At 69.5% G+C, this 23,675-nt stretch carries 23 protein-coding genes and 1 pseudogene; 14 read left to right on the forward strand and 10 right to left on the reverse strand.

Annotated features, from left to right (window positions below):
- Window positions 1-374: 374 nt before the first annotated feature.
- Window positions 375-1,268 (reverse strand): LysR family transcriptional regulator, encoded by an 894-nt coding sequence (locus ATK30_RS38710; RefSeq protein ID WP_101439674.1) that lies wholly within the window; start codon window positions 1,266-1,268, stop codon window positions 375-377.
- An 83-nt stretch (window positions 1,269-1,351) separates the two neighbouring features.
- Here ATK30_RS38710 and ATK30_RS38715 point away from each other — a divergent pair, with 83 nt between their 5' ends.
- Window positions 1,352-2,278 (forward strand): DMT family transporter, encoded by a 927-nt coding sequence (locus ATK30_RS38715; protein ID WP_158242559.1) that lies wholly within the window; start codon window positions 1,352-1,354, stop codon window positions 2,276-2,278.
- Window positions 2,279-2,613: 335 nt separating this feature from the next.
- On the opposite strand, the pseudogene ATK30_RS46640 reads toward ATK30_RS38715, so the two are convergent.
- The 3 genes and pseudogenes from ATK30_RS46640 to melA form a co-directional block, all read right to left on the reverse strand.
- Window positions 2,614-3,018: pseudogene (locus ATK30_RS46640) on the reverse strand (class I SAM-dependent methyltransferase); the annotation flags it as partial.
- A gap of 52 nt (window positions 3,019-3,070) precedes the next feature.
- A complete protein-coding gene (locus tag ATK30_RS38725; protein ID WP_101439677.1) occupies window positions 3,071-3,913 on the reverse strand; it encodes an endo alpha-1,4 polygalactosaminidase in 843 nt (280 codons plus the stop codon).
- A gap of 232 nt (window positions 3,914-4,145) precedes the next feature.
- Window positions 4,146-5,450 (reverse strand): alpha-glucosidase/alpha-galactosidase, encoded by a 1,305-nt coding sequence (gene melA / locus ATK30_RS38730; protein ID WP_101439678.1) that lies wholly within the window; start codon window positions 5,448-5,450, stop codon window positions 4,146-4,148.
- Between melA and ATK30_RS38735 the strand changes: the two genes are divergently transcribed.
- The 5 genes from ATK30_RS38735 to ATK30_RS38755 all read left to right on the forward strand — a co-directional run bounded on the left by ATK30_RS38735 (window position 5,404) and on the right by ATK30_RS38755 (window position 8,848).
- Window positions 5,404-5,736: a class II fructose-bisphosphate aldolase gene (locus ATK30_RS38735; RefSeq protein ID WP_244194854.1), complete on the forward strand. Its 333-nt coding sequence runs from the start codon at window positions 5,404-5,406 to the stop codon at window positions 5,734-5,736. The genes melA and ATK30_RS38735 overlap by 47 nt on opposite strands.
- A 29-nt stretch (window positions 5,737-5,765) precedes the next feature.
- Complete coding sequence (locus ATK30_RS38740; RefSeq protein ID WP_101439679.1) at window positions 5,766-6,125, forward strand: ACT domain-containing protein; 360 nt, start codon at window positions 5,766-5,768, stop codon at window positions 6,123-6,125.
- 129 nt (window positions 6,126-6,254) lie between these two features.
- Window positions 6,255-6,827 (forward strand): dihydrofolate reductase family protein, encoded by a 573-nt coding sequence (locus tag ATK30_RS38745; RefSeq protein ID WP_101439680.1) that lies wholly within the window; start codon window positions 6,255-6,257, stop codon window positions 6,825-6,827.
- Window positions 6,828-6,924: 97 nt separating this feature from the next.
- On the forward strand, window positions 6,925-7,542 hold the full coding sequence (locus tag ATK30_RS38750) for a dihydrofolate reductase family protein (RefSeq protein ID WP_101439681.1): 618 nt from the start codon (window positions 6,925-6,927) through the stop codon (window positions 7,540-7,542).
- 94 nt (window positions 7,543-7,636) lie between these two features.
- Entirely contained in the window at window positions 7,637-8,848 is a 1,212-nt protein-coding gene (locus tag ATK30_RS38755; protein WP_101441297.1) for an amidohydrolase family protein, read from the forward strand.
- A 269-nt stretch (window positions 8,849-9,117) separates the two neighbouring features.
- Here the strand turns inward: ATK30_RS38755 and ATK30_RS38760 are convergent, their stop codons facing one another.
- The gene (locus ATK30_RS38760; RefSeq protein WP_101439682.1) at window positions 9,118-9,774 is read right to left on the reverse strand and encodes a GntR family transcriptional regulator; all 657 of its coding nucleotides are present in this window, start codon (window positions 9,772-9,774) and stop codon (window positions 9,118-9,120) included.
- A 134-nt stretch (window positions 9,775-9,908) separates the two neighbouring features.
- Between ATK30_RS38760 and ATK30_RS38765 the strand changes: the two genes are divergently transcribed.
- Window positions 9,909-11,375 carry a chlorohydrolase family protein gene (locus tag ATK30_RS38765; RefSeq protein ID WP_101439683.1) on the forward strand — a complete coding sequence of 489 codons (1,467 nt, stop codon included), beginning with the start codon at window positions 9,909-9,911 and terminating at the stop codon, window positions 11,373-11,375.
- Window positions 11,376-11,385: 10 nt separating this feature from the next.
- On the opposite strand, the gene ATK30_RS38770 is transcribed toward ATK30_RS38765, so the two are convergent.
- From ATK30_RS38770 to ATK30_RS45195, 3 genes are read right to left on the reverse strand one after another with little or no spacing between them, the layout of a single operon-like run.
- Window positions 11,386-12,558, reverse strand: a complete 1,173-nt coding sequence (locus tag ATK30_RS38770) for an amidohydrolase (protein ID WP_101439684.1) — start codon at window positions 12,556-12,558, stop codon at window positions 11,386-11,388.
- Window positions 12,555-14,009, reverse strand: a complete 1,455-nt coding sequence (locus ATK30_RS38775) for a sodium:solute symporter family protein (RefSeq protein ID WP_158242560.1) — start codon at window positions 14,007-14,009, stop codon at window positions 12,555-12,557. The genes ATK30_RS38770 and ATK30_RS38775 overlap by 4 nt, the downstream gene beginning before the upstream one ends.
- Complete coding sequence (locus ATK30_RS45195; protein WP_158242561.1) at window positions 14,006-14,221, reverse strand: hypothetical protein; 216 nt, start codon at window positions 14,219-14,221, stop codon at window positions 14,006-14,008. The genes ATK30_RS38775 and ATK30_RS45195 overlap by 4 nt, the downstream gene beginning before the upstream one ends.
- A gap of 301 nt (window positions 14,222-14,522) precedes the next feature.
- Here ATK30_RS45195 and ATK30_RS38780 point away from each other — a divergent pair, with 301 nt between their 5' ends.
- Entirely contained in the window at window positions 14,523-14,684 is a 162-nt protein-coding gene (locus tag ATK30_RS38780; RefSeq protein ID WP_244194855.1) for a hypothetical protein, read from the forward strand.
- Between the two features lie 140 nt (window positions 14,685-14,824).
- Complete coding sequence (locus ATK30_RS38785; protein ID WP_208637534.1) at window positions 14,825-15,958, forward strand: hypothetical protein; 1,134 nt, start codon at window positions 14,825-14,827, stop codon at window positions 15,956-15,958.
- Window positions 15,959-15,983: 25 nt separating this feature from the next.
- Here ATK30_RS38785 and ATK30_RS38790 read toward each other — a convergent pair whose 3' ends face one another.
- Window positions 15,984-16,598 carry a TetR/AcrR family transcriptional regulator gene (locus tag ATK30_RS38790; RefSeq protein WP_101439687.1) on the reverse strand — a complete coding sequence of 205 codons (615 nt, stop codon included), beginning with the start codon at window positions 16,596-16,598 and terminating at the stop codon, window positions 15,984-15,986.
- A gap of 101 nt (window positions 16,599-16,699) precedes the next feature.
- On the opposite strand from ATK30_RS38790, the gene ATK30_RS38795 reads away from it, so the two are divergent.
- The 3 genes from ATK30_RS38795 (at window position 16,700) to ATK30_RS38805 (ending at window position 19,174) form a co-directional block, all read left to right on the forward strand.
- The gene (locus tag ATK30_RS38795) at window positions 16,700-17,485 is read left to right on the forward strand and encodes an SDR family NAD(P)-dependent oxidoreductase (protein ID WP_101439688.1); all 786 of its coding nucleotides are present in this window, start codon (window positions 16,700-16,702) and stop codon (window positions 17,483-17,485) included.
- 88 nt (window positions 17,486-17,573) lie between these two features.
- Complete coding sequence (locus ATK30_RS38800) at window positions 17,574-18,482, forward strand: NAD-dependent epimerase/dehydratase family protein (protein ID WP_101439689.1); 909 nt, start codon at window positions 17,574-17,576, stop codon at window positions 18,480-18,482.
- A 47-nt stretch (window positions 18,483-18,529) separates the two neighbouring features.
- Window positions 18,530-19,174, forward strand: coding sequence for a GntR family transcriptional regulator (locus ATK30_RS38805; RefSeq protein ID WP_101441298.1), 645 nt, complete (start codon window positions 18,530-18,532; stop codon window positions 19,172-19,174).
- Between the two features lie 156 nt (window positions 19,175-19,330).
- Here the strand turns inward: ATK30_RS38805 and ATK30_RS38810 are convergent, their stop codons facing one another.
- Window positions 19,331-19,558, reverse strand: a complete 228-nt coding sequence (locus ATK30_RS38810) for a hypothetical protein (protein WP_101439690.1) — start codon at window positions 19,556-19,558, stop codon at window positions 19,331-19,333.
- Between the two features lie 371 nt (window positions 19,559-19,929).
- Between ATK30_RS38810 and ATK30_RS38815 the strand changes: the two genes are divergently transcribed.
- On the forward strand, window positions 19,930-21,783 hold the full coding sequence (locus ATK30_RS38815; RefSeq protein ID WP_208637535.1) for an alpha-L-fucosidase: 1,854 nt from the start codon (window positions 19,930-19,932) through the stop codon (window positions 21,781-21,783).
- Window positions 21,784-21,792: 9 nt separating this feature from the next.
- The gene (locus ATK30_RS38820) at window positions 21,793-23,664 is read left to right on the forward strand and encodes a beta-N-acetylglucosaminidase domain-containing protein (protein ID WP_101439691.1); all 1,872 of its coding nucleotides are present in this window, start codon (window positions 21,793-21,795) and stop codon (window positions 23,662-23,664) included.
- The last annotated feature ends 11 nt before the right edge of the window (window positions 23,665-23,675 follow it).

A 23,675-nucleotide genomic window follows, 5' to 3' on the forward strand; every position in this document is an offset into this window, starting at 1 on the left:
CGTCGCGAATGTGGTGCATTCGTTACCGGAGAACGGGCCAGCCGTCGATTCGCGCCGCGGTGACCGTGCCGTGAAGGGCCCCTTGCGGGAATCTTGTTCCGGCAAAGGGCCCTTCACGGCTTCCCGGCCCAGGTTTCCGAGCCGCGAGCGCGAAACCTCGGCGATTCCGGGCCTGGCGGGCTGGCCGTCCGTGAGGGGAACCGTCACGGACTCTGATTCCCTTAGGGCTTTCCGAACGGCGCGGCGGATACCGGCGATTCGAGGCTTTGTCGCCCGGCTGTCCGTGAAGGGGCCCCTCACGGACTCTAATTCCCGCAAGGAGTCCTTCACGGACTCCCGCGGTACCCCAGGCGACCCATCACGACCCGCAGGTGTCAGCTGGCCAGGGTTTTCCCCGTGCACACCAGGCTTTCCAGCAGTTCCACCGCACGCCGGGCGGCGGGGTGGTCCGCGATCGGCTTCTTCACCGCGAGACTGAGGTGGCGGACCGGCGCGGGAGAGGACAGGGCGACAGTGGTGAGGCCGTCCGGCAGTTCGCCGATCCCCAGCTCGGGAACCACCGTCAGCCCGATTCCCGTTGCCACGAAAGACATCGCGGTCCGGTAGTCGTGGGTTTCGACGACGAAACTCGGCGAGAACCCGGCCTGCGTGCAGGCGTTCAGGAGCACCTGCCGGCACGGGCCCTCGCGCAGGTCGTTGTCGACCCAGTGCCGTTCGGCGAGCGCGGCCAGCGGCACCTCCGGCAGGCCGGCGAGCGGGTCGTCGCGGCGGACGACCGCTAGGTAGGGGTCCTCGGCCAGCCGGTGCACGACGACCGATCCGGGATGTTCGGCCCCGGTTTCCTCCACGAAGATGTCGATGTCCGGATCGCCCGGCGTGAACTCGGTCAGCATCAGGTCCAGCCGCAGGGCGGGGAACTCGGCGCGCAGCGCGGCGACCGTCGGGGCCAGCCAGGTCGAGCCGGCCGAGCCGAAGTAGCCGATCGACAGCCTGCCGACCCGTCCGGCGCGCAGTTCGCTGACGACCTGCTCGACCCGGCTGAAGGACGCGAACAACGCCTCGGCCTCGGCGGCGAGCGTCCGCCCGGCTTCGGTGGGCTCGATGCCGCGGCCGGACCGTTCGAACAGCTGCAACCCGGTCTCCCGTTGCAGCGTGGTGATTTGCTGGCTCACCGCGGACGGCGTGTAGCCGAGCGCGGCGGCGCTCGCACGGATCGACCCGGACGCGACGACCGCGCGCAGCACGCGGAGCCGGGGAATGTCGAGCATGCCCGCGAATGTACAGCACTCCTTAACGGAGGTACAGAACTCATCGCTTGTGCTGTACAGCGGAGCGTGGCGACGATGACCAGGTGACCGATCTCGTGGAAACCGTTCACCCCGCCGCCAAGACCGACTTCGGCAAGATCGCGGCGGCCGCCGGGCTCGCCGTGGTGCTGTGGGCCTCGTCGTTCGTCGCCATCCGCAGCGTCGGGCACGCGCTGTCCCCGGCACCGCTGGCATTGCTGCGGCTCGCTGTCGCCGCCGTCGCGCTCACCGTGTTCGCCGTAGTCAAGGGCGCGGTCCGCGTCCGGCTGTCGCGGAAAGCGTTCCTGCTGGTCGCGGCGTATGCAGTGCTATGGCTGGCCGCGTACACCGTCGTCCTCAACGCGGGGGAGCGGCATGTCGACGCGGGGACCGCGGCGTTGCTGGTCAACCTGGCACCGCTGATGGTCGCCGCCGCAGCCGGGAAGTTCTTCGGCGAAGGCTTCTCGCGCTCGCTCGTCATCGGTTCGCTCGTCGCGCTGGGCGGGGCCGCGCTGATCGCGACTGGAGCCACCGGAAGCAACGACTGGGTCGGCGTCCTGCTGTGCTTGCTGGCCGCCGTGCTCTACGCGGCCGGCGTCATGGTCCAGAAGATCACGTTGCGCCACGTCGACGGGCTGACCGCGATCTGGCTCGGGTGCGTCGTCGGCGCCGTGGTCCTGCTGCCGTGGGCACCGCAGCTGATCAGCGAACTGCAAGTCGCTCCCACCGGAGCGGTGCTCGGCAGTGTCTACTTGGGAGTGTTTCCCACCGCGGTCGGCTTCACCGCGTGGGCGTACGCGCTGCGCCGCACGGACGCCGGTCGCCTGACGATGGTTACCTACGCCGTGCCAGCGGTGGCCGTGCTGCTGTCATGGCTGCTGCTGGCGGAAACCCCGACCGCATACGGACTCGTCGGCGGCGCGCTCTGCCTGGCCGGGGTGGCCATCTCCCGCCGTCGCTCACGGCGTCCCCACGCCGACACCAGGGGATAGGACGACACGGTGAACCGCGGATCGGCGAGCACCCGGCGGAACTGCTCGAGTTCTTCCGGCCGCACGCCGTCCGCGGCCAGCTTTTCGGCCAGCTCCACCGAATTCGCGGCCAGCAACCGGATTTCCGGTCCGCCGCCCGGCCACCGGGTCGTCACCCGCGCGCTGCCGACCTCGCGCAACCCGGCCCCGGCGAGCACCGACGGCAGCCGCCCGGCCCATTCGACGTCGCTGCCCGCGCGTTCGAGGAGGTCCAGGATCCGGCCCTGCACGGAAGCGAAAACCTCCGCACTCTTCTCGTCGGGCGTGGCCAGCACGGTTTGCCCGCGCGGCTCGATTTCTTCGAGGACCAGCCAGCCGCCGGGCGCGAGCGCCCCGGCGAGCTTCGCCACCAGCTCGTCGCGCTCCGGGAAGTGGATCAGCACCAGCCGGGCGTGGATCAGGTCGAACTTCCGGTCCGGGACCGCCTCCGCGCGGACGTCGTGGCGCACCGCCGAAGCGTTCGCGGGCAGGTCGGCGAGCAGCCGGGTGTCGAGGTCGGTGGCCAGCACGTGCCCGGCCCGCCCGGCCAGCCACCGGGCGATCGACCCGCCCCCGGCCCCGACCTCCCAGCAGGACCACCCCGCGCCGACCCCGAGCTGCCCCAAATGCCGGACGGTCGTCGCGTCGTAACTGGCTTCCAGTGCGGACATCCGGTCGCTCGCCGGGGCGCTCGCGTTGTCGAACGGGTACTCGTCGGCCATTCCGCCACCCTGCCAGCATCCGCGCGGCGGTGCTGGCAGGGTGGCGGAACCCTCAGCAGCTTTCGCGGACGTACGCGGAATCGCCCTTCGGTGTGACGTCCCGGTCGCGGCGGACGACGCTGAGGGTGTTGCCCCACTTGGCACATGCGGTGCGCAAGCCGTCCTCGGTGTATTCGATGACGATCACGCGGTCGCCGAAATACCGGGTGTACTCCGCGCAATTGTCCTGCTGGCCGCATTCCTCGGCGACCGCGAAGTCAAGACCGTTCGCCGCCCGAGACGAGGCCAGTTCCGAGGTGTTCTTCTGGCCGATCGCGAGACCTTTTCCGTGCGCGCGCTCGGAAAGCAGCTTCACGAGGTCCTGGGCGTTCCGCGCGCTGAGCAGCCCCTGGGACCGGGTGAAGCTGTCGTAGTTGTCCGGCTCGATCGCTTGGTAGCCCTTGCCCGCGCATTCGTCGATCCATGCGCCGACCTTGTCCGCGATCCGGCTCCGCTTGTCGGCGGTGCGCGAGTCGAGCAGCGCCTCGTTCCAGTCGGGATCCATGACGACGGTGCCGTCGTCGTCGCGCAGAACCAGGTCTCCCCATTCCTTTTCGGCACCGGGCTGTACCTGGAAAGCGTTGACGTAGCAGATGTTGTACAGCCCGGAGGCCGCCGGGGCGCTGTGGTCGCGGCTGACGACCTGGACGCCCGCCGGCGGCTGGTAAGGGCCGCCGATCTGGTAGTCGAAGCCGGCGTGCGGGGCCGGCAGGGGAACGTCGGCGACCTGGCTGTGCGGCGACGGCAGCGGCGCGCTTTCCACCGGGCCCGCGGCCCCGAACGTGCAAGCCGAGCTGCCGATCAGCAGGGCGGCCGCCACAGTACCGCGAGAAATCCGACCAGGGAGCGAAGGCATCTGGTGACTCCAGCGATGGGTGAGTACGGCCCCGCCTCGGATGTGCCGAAGACATCCTGGCGACTGGGTCCGGGCTCGCGGAGAACTCCGCATTACCGGCTGGGCGTACTTCTGGCCTGCCCGTCCGGCAGGCATCAGGAGTTTAGCGGATCACCGCGCCGCACCGTCAAGAACGTGCGGCGGCGGCCTGGTGCGTGGCTATGCCGGTTCCCGCCGGCATAGCCACGCCCGGCTAGCTGCCCAGCGTTTCGCGCAATCCCGGCTGGAGTGCGTCGCCGTGCGCGCGCACCATTTCGTCGCACAGTTCCCAGATGCGTTCGACCGGAAGCGCGGCCGCGGTCGCGGGATCGGTCATCGCGGCGTGGCGAATGTGCCGGGGATCGTCCTCGATCGCCGCGCGCACCACGAGTTCGGTCGTGCTCAGATAGGTGCGGTTGAGCGCGGCCAGCTGTGGCGGCAGCGCATCGACGCGCGTCGGCTGGATGCCGGTGGCGTCAGCGAGACACGGCACTTCGACGGCGCCGGTCGCGGGCAGATTCGGGATCAGCCCGCGGTTGAGGACGTTGCCGTAAACGGTGCGCGGCGTCCCGGTGACGATACTGTGGACGATCTGCGGTGCGTATTCGTTGGTGCCTTCGACGGCGAGCGGTTCGTCGCGTTCGACGGCCTGGCGGGTGCGCTCGTATTCGGCCTCGTTCTCCGCAACGACGTCCAGGTACGCGCCGATCGGCAGCCGCAGCCGTTCGATTTCGCTTTCGTGGCCCAGATACCAGGGCACGTATTCGGAGGAATGCTCGCTGGTTTCGGTGGGGTAGTAGCCGAGCCGCCGGAACATGTCGAACCGCACGCGCCGCCGCAGTTGCGGGTCCTCCGCGAGTTCGGCGAGCCGCGGGTACAGGTCGGCTCCCTGGTGCTCCAGGCGCAGGATCCAGGCCTGGCGGTTGATGCCCGCGGCGTGGTAGGCGACTTCGGACAACGGCACTTCCAGCAGTTTGGCCAGGTCGTGCACAGTCCAGTACACCGAATGGCACAGGCCCACCACGCGATCCGGGCCGAGCGTCTCGGAAAGGTACTGCACGTTCATGGCCATCGGGTTGGTGTAGTTCAACAACCATGCCTGCGGGCACACCTGCGCGATGTCCTCGCCGAGTTCGCGGAGGAACGGGAACGTGCGCAGGGCCCGGAAAATCCCGCCGACGCCGAGCGTGTCGCCGATGGTCTGCTTCACTCCGAAGCGAGCGGGAATGTCGAAGTCGACGCGGGCGGCTTCGCCCATTCCGATTTGGACCATGTTGATGACGAAATCCGCGCCCGCAAGGGCTTCGCGGCGGTCCGCGTGGGCGGTGAGGACAGGCTTGGCGCCGCGGGTTTCGGCGATGCGCCCGGCCGCCGCGTGCGCGGTGCGCAGGCGTTCCGGGTCGATGTCGTGCAGCGCGACGTGCACTTCGGACAGCTCGGGATAGGCGAACAGGTCCGCGAGCAGGCCCTGAGTGAACACGACGCTGCCGGCGCCGATGAAGGTGATCTTGGTGGTCATGCGGTTTCCGTACCGCTCACTCGTCGCCCGGTTGAGAGATGCGGTACCGGTCCCGTTGGTATTGCACGGCTCGTCAGGGCTGTCGGATGAGGAACTGCGCGGCGCGGTGGTGAGCGGCATGACGAAGGTGAATATCTCAACGCATCTGAATGGTCTGTTCACGCGGTCGGTGCGGCAGTTCCTGGAGGGGCAGCCGGATGCGGTGGATCCGCGGAAATACGTCCGGCTGGGGAGGACGGCGGTGGCCGCGGAGACCGCTCGCCTTGTGCGGTTGCTTGCGGGCTGATCGGTCGATTTGTGTGCGACGATGCACTGATGCCGGTCGCGGATCATCAGACGTTGCGGGTGCTGGAAGGTCGATACGTACTGGAGCGCGCGGCACCGGGCGTAGAGGACAGCGACGTGCTCGCGCTCGTGCGCGGTCCGGACGGCGGAGCTCGCATGCGACGCCAGGACTCGGCCGACGACGCTTGGGTGGCGCTGTGGAACGGCGACGAGGCGCACCCGCCGGACGCGACCGGCATGCTGGCGGCGATCGTGGCGCCTCTCGCGGCGGGCGAGGTGCCGGTCTGGGTCGCGGCCAGCTTCGACGGCGACCTCGTGCTGATTCCCGCTGACCAGGCGGACGCGGCGATCGCGCTGCTGCGCCGGGCCGGGCACCGCGTGCTCGGCTGAAGATTCCGCACGCACCTGTTCAGCCTCGCAGGTGAGCCGGAGAAGGTCCGGCTGTCGAATCCGGCCCCGCTCGAGCGACGCAGTGGTGAGAACGGCTCGCACCGGGCCGTCCGGCGCGAGGAGACCGCGATGGCCAAGTCCGTGCTCTACATGTCGATGTCGCTCGACGGGTTCATCGCCGGGGCTGACGACGGCCCCGGCAACGGGCTCGGGAACGGCGGCGGCGCGCTGCACGAGTGGCTCGGCGGCCCCCGCTCGGAGCTTCGGCATTTCGCCCCGCCGGGGGTGAGCGGGCAGGTCCTGGCCGAGGCGATGGCGACCGGCGCCGTGGTCGTCGGCCGCAAGACGTTCGACTACGCCGGCCACTGGGGCGGCGACCACCACGGCGTGCCGATTTTCGTGCCCACGCGCCGGACCGCGCCCGCAGCGCAGAGCGGCTGGGTCCACTATGTGCCCGACGTCAGCACTGCGATGAGGGAGGCCAAAGCCGCCGCGGGCGACCGGGACGTGATGGTTCACGGAGCCGCCCTCGCGCAGTCGCTGCTGCGCGAGGGCCTGCTGGACGAGGTCCAGATCCACCTGATCCCGATCGTGCTCGGCGAGGGCCGGCGGCTGTTCGGCGCCGACCGGGTCGAACTCGAGCTGGCGCGCGCGCTCGACGCGCCCGGCGTCACGCATCTGCGCTACCGAGTGGTGTCGTGACCCCGAGCCGGTCGTGTCGAAAACCGGAGACCCCGTTCGACGCAGGGACAAGGACCGCTCGCGGCGAAGATCCGCGGCACAGGAGGAGGCAGGCACCATGGGCAAAGTGGTAGCGAACGCGATCATGTCCCTCGACGGCTACGTCGCCAAGCAGGACAACACGATCGGCCCGTTGTTCGACTGGCTGCAGAACGGAGAGGTCGCCATCCCGGCCCCGGCGGGCGACTTCACCGTCCATCTCGCCCCGGCGAGCACGGAGCACTGGCGGCGATGGGTGTCGTCGGTGGGAGCACTCGTGTGCGGCCGGACGCTGTTCGAGGTGGCGCGAGGCTGGCAGGGCAGGCACAGCTTGGACGTCCCGGTCGTCGTGGTGACCCACCAGGTCCCCACGGAGTGGGTCGACGCCCATCCCGACGCGCCGTTCACCTTCGTGACCGACGGCGTCGAGGCCGCGGTCGCCAAGGCTCGTGAACTCGCCGGCGACCGGGTCGTCGCGGTCACCGGCGGCACCATCGCCCGCCAGTGCCTGGACCTCGGGCTGCTCGACGAGGTGGCCGTCGACCTCGTTCCGGTGCTGCTGGGCGAGGGGAACCGGCCGTTCTTCGGCCAGCTCGCCGCTCCCGAAGTCCTGCTCGGCAACCCGACCGTCTGCATCCAGGGCGACCGGGTCATCCACCTGGTGTTCCCGGTCCGCGACCAGACCTCCCCGGCGTGACCCGAGCGCCGAACGACGCTGCCGATCCCGGCGGGTGCCGCGCATCCGGTACTCTTGGTATACCAAAGTGCTCCCGCCGGGAAAGGTGCTCTCCGTGTTGATCCGTGACGTCCGTCCCTGGGGCGGCCAGCGCTGCGACGTCGAGGTGACCGGCGGCCGGATCGCCGCGGTCCGCCCGCATGACCCGGCAGCAGTAGCAGGCCCGGACGGGGTCGACGGGCGTGGGCGACTGCTGTTCCCGTCGTTCAGCGACGTGCACGTCCACCTCGACTCGACGCGGATCGGCTTGCCGTTTCGGCCGCACACCGGGGCGCCGGGCGTGTGGGCGATGATGCTGAACGACCGCGAGAACTGGCGGAAGGCCGAAGTGCCGCTGCCGGAACGCGTCGCGGGCACCTTGGAGCGGATGATCGCGAACGGCACCACCAGGGTGCGCACGTATGCGCAGGTCGACGTGGACTGTCAGCTTGAGAGGCTCGACGCCGTGCTCGCGGCCAAGGAGCGCTTCGCCGCGCATGCGGACGTCGAGGTGATGGCGTTTCCGCAGGCAGGCATCCTGCGCGAACCCGGCACGGCGGACGTGCTGGAGGCCGCGCTGCGTTCGGGTGCGTCGGTGGTGGGCGGGATCGACCCGTGTGCGCTCGACAAGGATCCCAAGGGGCACTTGGACGTCGTGTTCGGGCTGGCCGAGAAGTACGGCGTCGAGGTCGACATCCATCTGCACGAGCCGGGGCATCTCGGCGTGTTTTCGGCCGACCTGGTGATCGAGCGGGTCCGCGCGCTGGACATGCGCGGCAAGGTGACCCTGTCGCACGCGTACGAGCTGGGTTCGGTTTCGGAAGCGGTGAGCCGCCGGCTGATCGACACGTTCGCGGAGCTGGACATCGCGATGGCGACCGTCGCGCCGTCCGTCGACCGGCAGTTGTCGCTGGCGGACCTGACGACCGCGGGCGTGCGCGTCGGGCTGGGGGAGGACGGCCAGCGGGACTACTGGAGCCCGTACGGCAACTGCGATCTCCTCGACCGCACGTGGCAGCTGGCCTTCACGCACGGCTTCCGGCGCGACGAACTGATCGAGATGGCGCTGGCGGTCGCGACGATGGGCGGCGCGTCGATCATGAGCCACGACGTCCCGCGGCTGGCGGGCATCGACGACCGGCCCGGCGTGGCGGTCGGCGATCGCGCGGATCTGGTGCTGGTGGACGGCGAAACCCCGACCAGCGCGGTCATGGACCGCGGCAAGGACCGGACGGTGCTGCACGACGGCGTCGTGGTGGCGGACGGTCTGGCGGTCGTCGACCTCTGACCGGGGCACCGGAGCCGATGCCTCAGCGGTGCGGTGCCGACTCTGGGATCTCAACGTTGCCGGGCTGGGCGGCGTTGAGATCCCAGTGGCGTCCGGGGGAGTGCGGCTGAGATGTCACGGGCTCTGGTTGATCAACCCGCGACGGGCGTGAGCATATTGCTGTCAACTCGGCGAATCTTGAGATCTCAACGCTGCCGGAACCCAGGCCGCGACGGAGGCGCCGTGTCGGCTCCAGCCGGGGGGCCGCGACCAGGCCGTGCGACGCGGGCTCATCTCGCCGAAGCGGACTCCCTCGCCGGATGCCGTCGCGCTGCCTCGCTCGTGCCGGTCGCCAGATGGGCCAGCACCAGCCGTTCCACCCGTTCGACATCCCGGTCCACGATCGCCTCGTACAGGAGTTCGTGCTCCGCCGCCATGGCTTCCAGGTCGTCGTGCTGGCCGAGCAGCCACCGCATCCGGCTGCGCAGCGTCCGCTCCAGTTCGCCGAGCAGTTCGTTCGCCGACAGGGACGTCACGACCTCGTGGAAGTCCGCGGCCGCCCGGCGCGCGGAAACTGCGTCCCCGGCGCGGGCTGCGCGCAGTTCGGCGTCCAGCACTTCCCGCAGCCGCGCCAGGCCCTCGCGCGTGCGGCGCTGCGCGGCGAGCCGGAAAGTGAGGCCCTCGAACGCGGTGCGCACCTCGTTGAGGTCCGCGACATCCGACGCGGTGAACTCCCGCACCACTGACCACGACCGCGGCCGCGGCGTCACCAGCCCCTCGTTTCCCAGCGCGCGCAACGCGTCCCGCACCGGCACCCGGCTCACGCCCATCTCCGCGGCCAGATCCCGTTCGACCAGTTTGCTGCCGGGAGCCCGGGTGCCGTCGAGGATTTCGTTCCGCAGCCGTTCCGTGACGCGCTCCGACTCCGACGCGAAACCCGGCTCCATCCGATCCCCTCCCGCCGTCACCGACAGTATCGGCGAACCTCCTCCCAGGTTCCCGGAAAAACCCCTGTCCGGCAAGCTCTGGCCGCCAGGTTGCGCCGTTTGGTATACCTAACGCACCGAGCGGAAGGAACCCGATGCGCACTCGCTGGCGTGCCCGCCATGTGCTTGCCCACCAGAACGGTCGGCACGCTCTGCTGGAAAACGGCGAGGTCGTCTGGGAGGACGACGTCGTCACCTACGTCGGCCCGCGGTATGCCGGAACGGCCGACCTGGACGTCGACCTCGGCGATTCCCTCGTCCTCCCGGGCCTGATCGATCTCGACGCGCTGACCGATGTGGACCATCTCGTCCTCGATTCCTGGGCTCCCGCAGACCGTGCGGCGGGTCTGCAGTGGTCCGAGGACTACTTCGCGCACCGTCGCCGCGACGTCTTCACTCCAGAGGAACGGCAGACCATTCGCGAGTACGCGCTCGTTCAGCTGGCGCTGCACGGCATCACGACGTTCATGCCGATCGCGTCGGAGGTGCACTCCTCGTGGGCCGAGCCGTACGAGGAGCTTGTCGCGACGGCGGACTTCTCGCGGAACCTCGGGCTGCGCGGATATCTAGGCCCCGCTTACCGTTCCGGCGTCAACGTGGCCACTGTGGACGGTAAGCGCACGGTTGCCTTCGATGAACGTCGCGGCGAGGAAGGATTCGCCGACGCACTGCGGTTTCTCGACCACGCAAAGGAACTGGGCGATCCGCTTGTCAACGGCGTTCTGCTGCCGTGCCGCATCGAGACGCTCACCGAAGACCTCATGCGCGCCACTGCCGAGGCGGCGCGGCAGCGTGACGTCCTGGTGCGGCTCCACTGCCTGCAAGGCGTGCTGGAACGCGAACTGATCCTGGACCGTTATGGCGTAACGCCGCTGGAAATGCTCAAGCGCACCGGCCTGCTCGGCGACCGCCTGCTGATCCCGCACGGGCAAGTCCTCGACCGTCATCCCGACGTCCACGGCGAAGACCGAGGCGACGTCGCGACGTTGGCCGCGGCTGGTGCGTCAGTGATCCACTGCCCGCTCACGTCCTTCCGCTACGGCCACGCCCTGCGCTCGTTCCGCGACTACCGCGAAGCGGGGCTGAACCTGTGTCTGGGCACGGATTCCTTTCCTCCGGACCTGGTCCGCGGCATGGACGTCGGCGTGCACTTGGCGAAGGTGATGGACGGCCGCGCCGACGCGGCTCCAGCGGAGTGGTACGTCGAAGCGGCGACGCTGGGCGGCGCCCGCGCACTCCGTCGCGACGACCTCGGCAAGCTGACGCCAGGGGCGCAGGCGGACCTCGTCGCGTTCCACGTCGGCGACCTCCGCGACGGCGTGCAGGACGACCCGATCCGCACGTTCCTGCTCAGCGGAACCGCCCGCGAGGCAACGCATTCCGTCGTCGCGGGCCAGCCTGTGCTGGTGGACGGACACGTCCCCGGTGTCGACGAGCAGGATCTTCGCCGCCGCGCGCAGGCGTTGTTCGAGAAGATGCGCGCCGCGTATTCGGAGCGGGACGTCGAACGCCGGGAGGCGGAGGAGCTGTTCCCTCCGACCTTCCCGGCGTTCCAGGAGTAGCAAGGGCGGGCTATCCCCGCGAGACGACAGCCCCGCCCTTCACCACCAGCCGTCGCGAAGGATGGGACACGACGGCCTCGGCCGGGTACACCGCCTCTACGAGGAAGAAATCAGCGTGGTCGCCGATCTGCAGGCCGTAATCCTTGAGCCGTAACGCTTTCGCGCCGCCGTACGTCGCCGCGTGCAGTGCGAGTTCGATCTCCGGGTCGGTCCGGAACGAGCTGCGGTACGCCAGGTGCATGGTGCGCGTGAGCATGTCCCCGTCGCCGTACGGTCCCCACAGGTCGCGGATGCCGTCGTTGCCGCACGCGACGTTCGCGCCCGCTGCCCGCATTTTGGCCAGCGGCGGCACCGGCCGGTCGTACACCGCCGCGGTGGTCAGCGTGATCCGCTGTTCGGCGAGGCCTTCGATCAGCCGGTCCTGCTGCGCCTCCGGGATGCCGCAGATGCCGAACGCGTGCCCGATCGCGACCTTCCCGGCCAGGCCGAGCGCCTTCGTCCGCTCGATGATGAGCTCGATTTCCCAGGCCCCGAGCGGACCTTCGTCGTGCAGGTGCAGGTCGACACCGCAGCCGTGCCGCGCGGCGATGTCGAAGATCGCGTCGAGGTGCCCGCGCGGATCGCGGTCGTAACCGGCCGGGTCGATGCCGCCGACGTTCTCCACCCCGGACGCCACGGCGCGCTCCAGCAGCTCCAGCGTGCCGGGCCGGGTGAGCAGGCCGCCCTGGGGGAAGGCGACCTGCTCGACGGTGACCCGGCCGCGATGCCGCGCCGCCGCTTCCCGCACCGCCTCGATGCCGGACAGCCCCAGTTCGGGGTCTACATCGGTGTGCGTGCGGACGAACGAGGTGCCGTTCGCGATCATCACGTCGAGCAGCGAGGCCGCGGTTTCGGGCGAGAGGAGCCCGAATTCCTTGCGGCGGCGCTGTTCGTTCGAGATCCGGTCGGCGAGGACGGAACCCGAGGTGTTCGGGACCCAGGGGAGGCCCCAGAGGGTCTTGTCGAGGTGGCAGTGGGCGTCGACGAGGCCCGGAAGCAGCAGCGCTCCGCCGCCGTCCTCGACCGGGACATCCGCTGGGAGGTCCGCGTCGGCCGGTCCGAACCCGGCGATCCGGCCATCGCGCACCAGCACGTCCGTCGGATCGCCACCGCCGGTCCGGACGTTGCGCAACAACAGGTTCACGCGACTCCCTCCGCGGCCTCGGCCCGCACCGTCGGCTCGCGGCGCTCAGCGGTGGCGAGGCTGACGCCGACGGTGAGCACGATGTTGACGATGATCGCGAGAAGGCCGGGATTGAGGCCCCACAACGTGTTCTTCGAAGCCAGGACCGTCCACGCGACGATCGCCACGCCGACCACGAGCCCGGTCGCCGCGCCCGCCTTGGTCAGCCGCCGCCACACGAGTCCCAGCACGATCGCCGGGAAGAACTGGGAGACGCCGTTCTGCCCGGTCAGGAGCAGGTTCACCAGCAGCGCGGGCTGGAAGATCGCGAACAGCAGCGCCACCGCCGTCACCACGACGACCAGGCCGCGCGACAGGCGGAACACACCCTGTTCGGTGGTCTTCGGCCGCAGGACGCCCTGGTAGACGTTGCGGGCCAGCAGCGTCGCGGACTGCAGGAGCAGCAGGCTGATCGGCACGATCGCGGCCAGCGCGCCCGCGCCGCCGACGAGGCCGACCACCCACGACGGCATGGTCTTCAAGGTCAGCGACAGCAGCGCGCCGTTGGTGGCGCTGCCCTTCAGCCCGGGCACGACCAGCATCGCGGCGAAGCCGACGAACAGCGTCAGCGCGATCAGGATCTGGTACAGCGGAAGGTAAATCGCGTTGCGCCGGATCGTCTGCTCGGACTTCGCGGTGTACATCGCGGCCAGCGCGTGCGGGAACATGAAGAACGCCGCGCTGGTGACGAGCAGGGTCGACATCATCCACGGCACGCCGAGCGGGCTGCCCGGCGCCGGCACGCCGAGGAAGCCGGGGTGCTGTGCCTGCACGGTGTCGATGAGATGCCCGAAACCGCCGAAGTAGTGCACCGGAATCGCGATGCCGACGACCAGCACGGTGCCGATCAGCAGGATGTCCTTGAGCACCGACACCCACGCGGCGGCCTTCATGCCGGACGCGTAGACGAACACCGCGATCAGCACGACCGCGAGCACCATGCTGGTGACCCGGTTGATGCCGGTCGTCGTCTCGACGATCTGGCCGAGGCCGAGCAGCTGCGCCTCGATGTAGGGGATCATGAACGCCACGCCGACGATCGCGGTCAGCGCGCCGAACCACGGGCTGCGGAACCGGTGGGTGAAGAAATCCGCTTGGGTGACGAGGTTGTGCTTCTTCGCGTACCTCCACAAGGGAGGGAGGAAGAAGTAGGACAGGACGAAGGCGCACGTGCCGTAGCCGGCGATGTAGAACGCCGCGCCGCCGTTGGCGTAGGCGAACCCGGAGGCGCCCAGGTAGGTGAAGGTCGAATAGGTCTCGCCCGCGGCGAGCACCCAGAACAGCAGCGTCCCGTAGGACCGGCCGGCGACCGTCCACTGTTCGAGGTCCATCTGCTTCCGGCCGCGCGCGGCGAGGCCGATGACCACCGCCAGCGCCACCACGGCCAGCGCGACCGCCGCACCCGCGTTCATCGCTGCTCCTGCTCGGTTTCGGCGGCGCCGGGGCGCCGGATGCGGTCGGCGACGCCGAGGAACACGGGCGTGAGGGCCACCCAGAGGAGGATCCAGAACCCGACCTCGGGCAGGAACCAGATCCGGCCGCCGCCGCTGAACCAGGGCAGGCCGGCGATCATCGCCACGTAGGGAGTGAAGGCCACCGCGGCCACCACTGCGGAACGCTTCATCGCGCACACCCTTCATCGTTTGGTATACCATAAGCGCGCCTGGTGGCGAGTTGTCAAGAGTGCGGGCGGGAACGATGCGGGCTCGCGACTATGGCAGCCTGCCGGGGCTCTGATGGTGCCGCTGGGTTCTCCGGGCGGGGTGGAGATCGTTTGTCCGATGTGGACGCGGCGGGTCCGGCTGGGTGCTCGAGGGCGCTTTGGTAGACCGGATCGGCTGGCTCGCCGAGTCATGGCGGCCGCTTGTGGCGTCCGGTCGAACTGGAGCTGATGTGTCAGTGCGGAGCAGCCGATCTTCTCCCCGGTGCTGAACGAGGACTACGCGGTGAAGATCGCGCGAGACTGGAATGTCCGGTGCGGCAGGGGCGGCGAGACGGTCCGGGAGCTATGGGTTCCTGCCGAGGAGCTGGGGGAGTTCAACGCGCACCTGGTAACGAAGATCGAGGTCGTGCACGAGTTCCGCTGACCGGCGGGCGCACTGCGTCACTCACAAGGCCGCACGGGTCTGCGCTGGGTGAGAAACGGTGTCCGCCTCCAGTGTGGTTGACGTCGGCAGCCAGGCGACGGTGAGTGACCGAACGGGTCGGCTTGCGTCACCGTGGACGGATGGATGCGGCACTGGCAGTGCTTTCCGGGCGGCTCCTGATCCAGTGCAGGCCTGCCCAGGCCGAGACGCTGCTTGACGTCTGCGCGGCGCACGGCGCGGGGATCGTCTTGACTGGGAGGTCGGCGACGGATGCCGTCAAGGACCTCCGCGAGAAGGGGTTCGACAGACCGATCCTGTGCGACGCCGAGCGCTACGCCGGGAAGCGGCGAGTACTCGCCAAAGCCGGAACACATCCGGCGTGGTGCCGGGAGCAGCGGAAGCTCGGGCTGCTGCCGTTGACTGATTCCGGCTATCTCGCGGCGCGCGACTGGACGGGCCTTCGCGGGATCCTGCTGGCCGCCGCGAGAAAGCCCTCGGCGGTCGCGACGTTGCCCCTCTCTCCTTGGTGGTTCGGCAGCGGACCGATCACGGCCGCGCTGGCTGAGGAGATCAATCGGCACGGGGTGCCGGTCGCGGTCGTTCTCGAGCACCGGTCTGATCCGTTCGGGGTGCACAAGCTGCTGCGGGCATTCCTGCGTTTCCTCGCCGACTGCGCGCCTCCGGTGCTGGTGTTGCGCTGCGACATTTCCGCAGTGGGACTTCTCTGCCACGGTGCGCACGCGGCGGCGGTGGGCACGAGAAGCTCGTTGCGGCACCTCTACCCGGCCTCCGGCGGACATCCCGGCGGAACTTCCGTGTTCGTGCCCCGCCTGCTCAGCTATCACCGGCTCGAGACGTGCGCGAAGGTCTTCGAGCGGACCCCGGAGATCGAGCAGCTGTGGACTTGCCCGTGCCCCGTCTGCGAGGACCAGGCCCCGTCCGGCCTCGACAGATCGTCGGCTGTCAGGCACGATCTCGATCGGCAGCTGGCTCTGCGGGACGAGTTGTTCCGGCGGCGGCTGACCGCGGAGCAGCGCCGGAGTTCCTGGCACGAGACGTGCAGTCACGCTGGTTATGTCCATCGGCAGGTGGCCGAGGTCGTGCGGGGATGGAAGGAACCGGCGAACCTCAGGGCCTGGTACCGGGTGACCGAGGACCCGTTGCCGCGCACCATTCCGGGCCAGCCGACGAGCGGCACCGCTCGTCCGCGCACCGGGACGAGCGGTACTGGCCGGCGGGCAGACGAGCACGGGGCACGTCGATCGGACACATAGGCATCTTGTGCCGGGAGGGGAAAGGTCAGCGGCCTCGTGAGACGTCGAGCCCGCCGGACAGCCCGCGAAAACACCGGACCGCCAGCTCCACCGGCGCCGCTTTCTCCTCAGTCCCAGCCCACATCTCCAGCGAGATCCGGATCGCGTCCGTCGCCGCCGCCGCGACCAGGTGCACGGTCACCTGATCCGTCTCCGGTGCCAACCGCGCCAGCACGGGGCGCAGGCGGGTCTCGGATTCGCCGTTCACCCGGTGCCATACGGCCGCAAGCGCCGAATCATCCCCGCTTGCGGCGCGCAGCAAGCCGCGCGTCCAGGCGAATTCCGGGGCGGCGTCCGCGGCGGAGATTGTTGTGCGGATCGCGTCCTCGACCGCCTTCAGCAGCGGCGTTCCTTCGGGCGTCGACGCGAGGTGTTCCCGCCACGAATCGGCGCCGACGACCAGCAGCGGTGCGACCGCGTCCTCTTTGGTGCGGAAGTAGCGGTAGAAGGTCCGCGGGGCGACGCCCGCCGCGGCGGCGATCGCTTCCGCGGTCGTCCCCTGTGCGCCATGCTCGGTGAACAGTCGCGCGGCGGCACGGGCGATGTCCAGTTGCGTCGCCGCTTTGCGCCGTTCGGTCAGGGTCGGGGTCTTTCCGCTCACCGCGGCAACGCTACCCGATTACTGCCAAGAGTGCATATTTTGTCAAAGTGGCACAGTCTGCCACCAAGGCGTAAGGTGACGGCAGAGGAAAGGAGCGGACCATGAACCGTTACGAAGGACGCCGCGTGCTGGTCACCGGAGCGGGCTCGGGCATCGGGCAGGCGACGGTCCTGCGGATGCTGGCCGAGGGCGGGCGGGTCGTCGCCGCTGACGTGAGCGAAGCGGGCCTGGCGGACACCGCCGAGAAGGCCGGCGACGCGGCGGACCGGCTGAGCACCGTGGTCGTGAACGTCGCCGACGAAGCTTCGGTGAAGGCCGGGGTCGCGTCGGCGGTCGAGCAGCTCGGCGGGCTGGACGCGCTCGTCAACGCCGCGGGCATCCTGCGGTCGGCGCACACGCACGAGATGCCGCTCGAGGCGTTCGAGCAGGTGCTGCGCGTGAACCTGGTCGGCACGTTCCTGGTGATCCGCGAGTCGATCCCGGCGCTGCGCGAGGGTTCCGCGCCCGCGGTGGTGAACTTCAGCTCGACGTCGGCGATGTTCGCGCACCCGTACATGGCGGCGTACTCGGCGAGCAAGGGCGGCATCCAGTCGATGACGCACGCGCTGGCGTCCGAATACGCGAAGGACGGTATCCGCTTCACCTCGGTGCAGCCCGGTTCGATCTCCTCGGGCATGACCGACGGCAGCGGCAAGAGCAAGCAGAGCGTCGGCCCCGGCTTCCCCGAGGACGCCGACTACACCCTGCTCACCAAGCTGCTTCCCGCGCTGGGCCAGGGTTTCGCCGGTCCGGAGACGGTCGCGTCGGTCGTCGCGATGCTCGCCAGCGAGGACGCCGCGTTCATCACCGGCACCGAGGTCCGCATCGACGGCGGCACGCACTTCTGATGCGCGATTCGTTCAAGAATCCGCGGGCGGCCGGGCCGTAGCTTCGCGGCATGACACAGTTCCCGACCGCCCCGTGCGGGGTGCCGCGATGATCCTCGTGACCGGCGGCCTCGGCATGATCGGCGCGCACACGGCCCGCGCGCTCGCGGATCTCGGACAGGACGTGCTGGTCACCGGGCACCGACGGACGGACGTCCCGTCGTTCCTGGCGGGCCGGGTCGCGGTGGAAACGCTCGACGTGACCGACCGGGACGCGTTCCTCGCGCTCGGCGACCGGTACGACCTCAGCGCGATCGTCCACCTGGCGGGCAGCATCCCGGGCGACGACCCGGTCGCGTTCTTCCGGACGGACCTCGCCGGCCTGGCCAACGCCCTCGATGCGGCCCGGACCTGGCAGGTGCGGCGGTTCGCGGTCGCGAGCAGCCTCGGCGTGTACGCCGGCCGCGACGAGCCGTGCTGGCACGAGGAATTGCCGCTGCCCACGGCGGACCTGCCGCATCTGATCGTCGCGTTCAAGAAAGCCGTCGAACCGTTGACGACGCACAGCCTGCGGGGGAGCGGCGTCGAACCGGTGGTGTTGCGGATCGGGACCGTCTGGGGGCCGCTGGTCGATCCGGAGTCGCCGTTCTTCCCGATTCCGTCCTATCTCAACGCCGGACTGTGCGGCGCCACGCCGCGCCCGCTGGTCGCCGACGAGGGATTCGATTGCTGCTACGCGCCAGATGCCGGCCGCGCGATCGCGTTGCTGACCACGGCGCCGTCGTTGAGATACCACACGTACAACGTGTCGAGCGGGCAGCCGGCGACGAACCGGGAGTTCGCTGAGGCGTTGGCGGAGATCGTGCCCGGAGTGCCGGACCGGCTGGAGCCGGGCGGGCGGACCGGGCCGTATCTGGATATTTCGCGGCTCCGGGAGGAAACGGGCTTCGCGCCGGAGTTCGACGTGCGGGCGGCGGTGGCGGATTACGCGGCGTGGCGGAAGACGAACCCGCGCTGAGCACCGGCCACAGTGGACGGTCCGGGCGGTGGTGCGAGAATGGCCGGATGGCAGCGGAACAGGGCGTCGAATCCGAGACGGACCGGGTCGTCCGGCAGCTCCGGGACGAGATCCTGGACGGGGTGCGCGCACCGGGCAGCAAGCTCGTCGAACGGGACCTCGCCGCGGACCTGGGCGTGAGCCGGGTCCCGGTGCGGGACGCGCTGAAAACCCTGGTCGCCGAAGGACTGGTCACGCCGCGGCCCCGGACGTGGGCGGTGGTGCGGGAGTTCACCGCGAGCGACATCGCGGACCTGCAGGAAGTGCGCGCGGCACTGGAAGTCCTGACGTTCAAACTCGCGACGATCCGCCATTCGCGCGCCGGCCTGGAGCGGCTCCGCGCCGCGATGGACGAGGAAACGGCCGCTGCCGCTGCCGGCGACGCCGTCGCGGCCCACCGAGCGGCGGCCGACTTCCACGAGGCCGTGACGGCGATGGCGGGGAACGAGCTGCTCAACGAGCTGGAACTGACGCTCCGCAGCCGGATGCGGTGGCTGCTGGGGCAGCACGAGGACCTGGAACGGGTCGCGGGGGAGCACCGGGAGCTGTACGAGGCGATCGCGCGGCGGGACGTGGAGACCGTGGAAGCGCTGTTGATGGACCATATGGAGAGCGGGCGGCATCTGCGCGGGCTGGGGCGCGCGGAGGGCTGACCGGCCGAGCCGTGGCGGACAAGGGAAGCGGGATCGGCTCGGGCGCGGGGGAGCCGAGCGGCCGTCAGCCTGAATCCAAGGCGAGAGTGCGCGGCATCCTGTTTATGCCGTGCTCTGGGGGACGGTCGCGGAAAACGCGATCAAGCCGGGCGCGATTCAGCTCGGGTGCGAGATTTCGAGGTAATGCTTGCCCTTCATGGGAATGCATTCGACACCGTCGACCGTGGGGTCCGGCGGCAGGGCGCGCAGGGCGCGAACGCAGTCGTCCGGGGTCGCGTAAGGCCCTTGGTACTCGAGATGGCGGGCGAAGGCGGTGCCGCTCAGCAGCAGAGCGCCACCACTCGTGGCGACGCAGAAAGCAGCGGTGGCCACGAATTTCCGCATGGTCGATCCCTCCGGTTCCGGCGATCGTGCCGACCGCCTCTTCACCGTCGCTACCCTCGCCGGGTCGCGGCGAACCAGCCCTTGCCTGTTCGGCTAACCGGAATTGATCGAACGGGCATCGCGCGCACTCCCTTGCCGGAACGGCAACTTTCCGTTCCCTCCTGCCTGACGTGGTGCTCCCCGGCGATCCATCAGATCACTGCGCCGCCACCGCACTGTCGGCAAAACGGCTTGGAACAGGGCTGATCGAAGCCTCGGCGCTCGGGTGAAAGCGAGACCTCCTCCGCCGATCAGGTCTAGACATCCGATGGATGGCCGACTTAGGCTCCCCGCCGTCACCGTTCGGTCACGGATCCGACAGGAGGACCGCCGTGTCGATTCCCGCGAGCTTGGTGCTTGCCGCGGTGCTGGCGGCGGGGGGAACGGCTGCCGTGCCGGCCGCTGCCGCGGAAACAGCCGCTTGCCACGGACCGATCCGTCCGGCGGCGATCCAGACTGTGCAGTCGTGCGACGGCATGGACCGGATCCTCGCCAAAGCCGCCGCGACCGTGCCGCGCGCCGGGCAGGTCGCTTGGCAGCAGCGGCCGGTCACCGCGTTCACGCACTTCGGCATGAACACCTTCACCGACCGGGAATGGGGCTCCGGCGCGGAAAAGGAGTCGACGTTCGCGCCGGCGGCGGTCGACACCGACCAGTGGATGCGGTCGCTGAAGGCGGCCGGCGTGACGCAGGTGATGCTGACTGCGAAGCACCATGACGGGTTCGTCCTCTATCCGACGCGCTACACGAACCACTCCGTCGTCGCGAGCCCGTGGTGGGTCGCGCCCGGGTGCGCCGACGGCGCGGTGGCGAAGGCCCGCGCGGACGCGCAGAACAGCCGGGCGCAGGATCCGTCCGCCTACTGGCAGGTCCGCGCCGCCGGATGTGCGAATCCGCGAGGTGACATCCTGCGCGACTACGTCGATTCCGCCCGGAAAGCAGGGCTGAAAGTCGGGGTGTACCTCTCGCCTGCGGACGGTGCGGAACTGCCCGCGCAGTTCTTCGCGGACCAGGTGAAACGGGTCGAGGCGAAGGTCGCCGCCGGGCAGCCGTTGAGCATCGAGGAACAGGCGACCTACGAGGACCGCGCGAACACGCCTGCCGGTCAGGGGCGGTACGGCACTGGCAGCGCGGCGAAGGTCCGCACCATTCCGTCGCTGGTCCCGAACGACGACCGTGCCGCGGCGCTCGCGGCCGGGAAACTGCCGAAGTTCACTGTCACCGAGGACGATTACAACACCTACTACCTGAACCAGATCTACGAGCTGTTCACGCAGTACGGCCCCATCGACGAGCTCTGGCTGGACGGGGCGAACCCCTGGCGCGGCAACGGAATCAGCGAGAACTACGACTTCACGACCTGGTTCCGGATGATCCACGCCCTGTCGCCGGATACCGTCACGTTCGCCGGGCCGGCGGGCGTTCGCTGGGTCGGCAACGAGCAGGGCCAGGCCCGCGAGACGGAATGGAGCGCGCTGCCGACCACCGGCGATCCGAACACCGCGCACAACGAAGAGTTGTTCGTCGGCGGGGCGGAGGGCGCCGACCTCGGGTCGCGGCAGGTGCTCGCCGATCCGTCCGTGCGATATCTGGAATGGGCACCGGCCGAAGCTGATGTATCAATCCGGCCGGGCTGGTTCTATCACCCGGACGAACAGCCGAAGACGGCCGCGCAGCTCGTCGACCTTTACCGCGCGTCGGTGGGACGCAATGCCTCGCTGCTGCTGAACGTTCCGCCCGGCCCGGACGGCCGGATCGCTCCGGCGGATACCGCCGCGTTGGCCTCCTTCGGACAGGCCATCGCCAGGACGCAGGCCCAGAACCTCGCCGCCGGCGCGCGAGGGCTGAGCGCGGTCACGGATTCCTCGCTCGCGACGTCGTGGTCTCCGCCGCACGGCGCGCAAACCGGGACGATGGAGGTCGTGCTGCCGAAGGCGGTGACCTTCGACCAGATCCGGCTGGGGGAGGACATCACTCGCGGCCAGCACGTCGAAGGCGCGACCGTACAGGCCGAAGCGGACGGTTCCTGGCGCACGATCGCAACGGTCACCACCATCGGCGCCAACCGTCTCGTCACCCTCCCGTCGCCGATCACCGCGGGCCACCTGCGCGTGGTCGTCACGCAATCGCGAGCAACGCCGTACCTGGCTACCTTCGCGTTGTACCGCACTGTCCCCGCCGCTTGAAAGGAAGTCATGACTCTACGCCGCAGAGCTTGGCTCGCCGCTGTCGTCGCGACGAGTGCCCTCGCTGTCGTCCCGCCGGCTGACGCCAGCACTGGTTCGATACCAGTCGTTTCGCCGACGCCGCAACAGATCAACCGGGACGCCGACGACGTGTCGTTGCCGTCCTCGGTGGTGCTGGTCACGGACGGCACCACGGACGGACCGGCCAAGGATCTGCTGGTTTCCCTCTTGAAACAGCACGGAGTCAGGAAGATCAGCGCGGCACCGCAACGCGGGTTCGTCATCCGGCTCGCCACCAGCGGGGACGCGCCGACCCCGGCAGAAGGCTATTCGCTCGCCGTGCGGCGAGACGGCGTGACAATCAACGGCCGGGACGGCGCCGGACAATACTACGGCGTGCAGACATTGCGGCAGCTGTTCGTCCGAAGTGGACACGGCTGGGCGGTGAGCGGCGTCGCGGTGCGAGACTGGCCGAACATGGCGTTGCGCGGATCGATCGAGGGCTTCTACGGTCCGCCGTGGACGAACGACGACCGCGTGCGGCAGATCAAGTTCCTTGGCGAAACCAAGGCGAACACGTACATCTACAGCGCGAAAGACGACGCGTACTTGCGCGCACAGTGGCGGGATCCGTATCCGCAACAGGAGCTGGACGCGCTGGGCCAGCTTGTGCGCACGGCGAACGCTAACCACGTCGACTTCACCTACGCCTTGTCGCCCGGCGTCTCGATCTGCTTCTCGTCGCCGCAGGACGTCGCGGCGGTGAAAGCGAAATTCCAGGCGGTGTACGACCTCGGCGTGCGCTCGTTCTCGCTGCCGTTCGACGACATCTCGTACACCAAATGGAATTGCGCTGGCGACCAAATGGCGTTCGGCGCGCCCGGCCAGGCGGCCGCGGGCAAGGCGCAGGTTTCGTTGCTGAACGAGATCACCAAGGACTTCGTGAAGACCCACGACGGCGTCCGTCCGCTGCAGACTGTGCCGACGGAATACAGCGACCTCAAGGACTCACCGTACAAGACCCAGCTGCGAGAGAATCTCGATCCGTCCGTGGTCGTGCAGTGGACCGGTACCGCGGTGGTGCCGCCGAGCGTGACGAACGACGAAGCGCAGCAGGTGTCCACTGTGTACGGACGGAAAGTGTTCCTCTGGGACAACTACCCGGTCAACGATTACGAACAGTCGGCCGGACGGCTGCTGCTCGCACCGTACGCGCATCGCGAAGCAGGGCTGTCGAAGTATCTCAACGGGATCGTCTCGAATCCGATGAACCAGGAAGCGGCCAGCGAGGTCGCCGAGTTCGGGGTCGCCGATTTCTCCTGGAACGACGCGGGCTACTCGCCGGACCGGTCGTGGCCGCAGGCACTGGCCCGGCTCGCGGGCGGCGACCCGCGCGCGACGGCGGCGTTGAAGGTCTTCGCGGACCTCGAACACCTGGCACCCGTCTTCGGCCCCACGCCGTGGCAGCCCCAAGCGCCGGTGCTCGCGGCCCGGGTCGCCGATTTCTGGCAGCACTGGAACGCCGGTGACCACCGGGCTCTGGACAAACTGCGCTCCTATGCCGAACAGATCCGCAACGCTCCCGCGGTGATCCGGGGCGGGCAGGTGCAGAGCGCCTTCGTCAGCGAGGCAGGCCCGTGGCTGGACGCGACCGCGCTGTGGGGCGACGCGATGGTGACCCGGCTGGACGCGCTCGCCGCGGCGACCCGCCGCGACCACGCGACGGCGCAACGCCTGACGGCAGCCGCGGACGCGCTGGTCAAGCAGGCGGAAGCGGTGAAGACGGGCAACAGCAACCGGTGGGGCGTGCGGCAGGCACTGGTCGGCGACGGCGTGCTTGACGCGTTCCTCGTCCAGGTCCGCGCGGAGACGGTCGGATGAGCGGGGGAGAG

Source organism: Amycolatopsis echigonensis (genome assembly GCF_002846615.1).
GTDB classification, from domain to species: Bacteria; Actinomycetota; Actinomycetes; order Mycobacteriales; family Pseudonocardiaceae; genus Amycolatopsis; species Amycolatopsis echigonensis.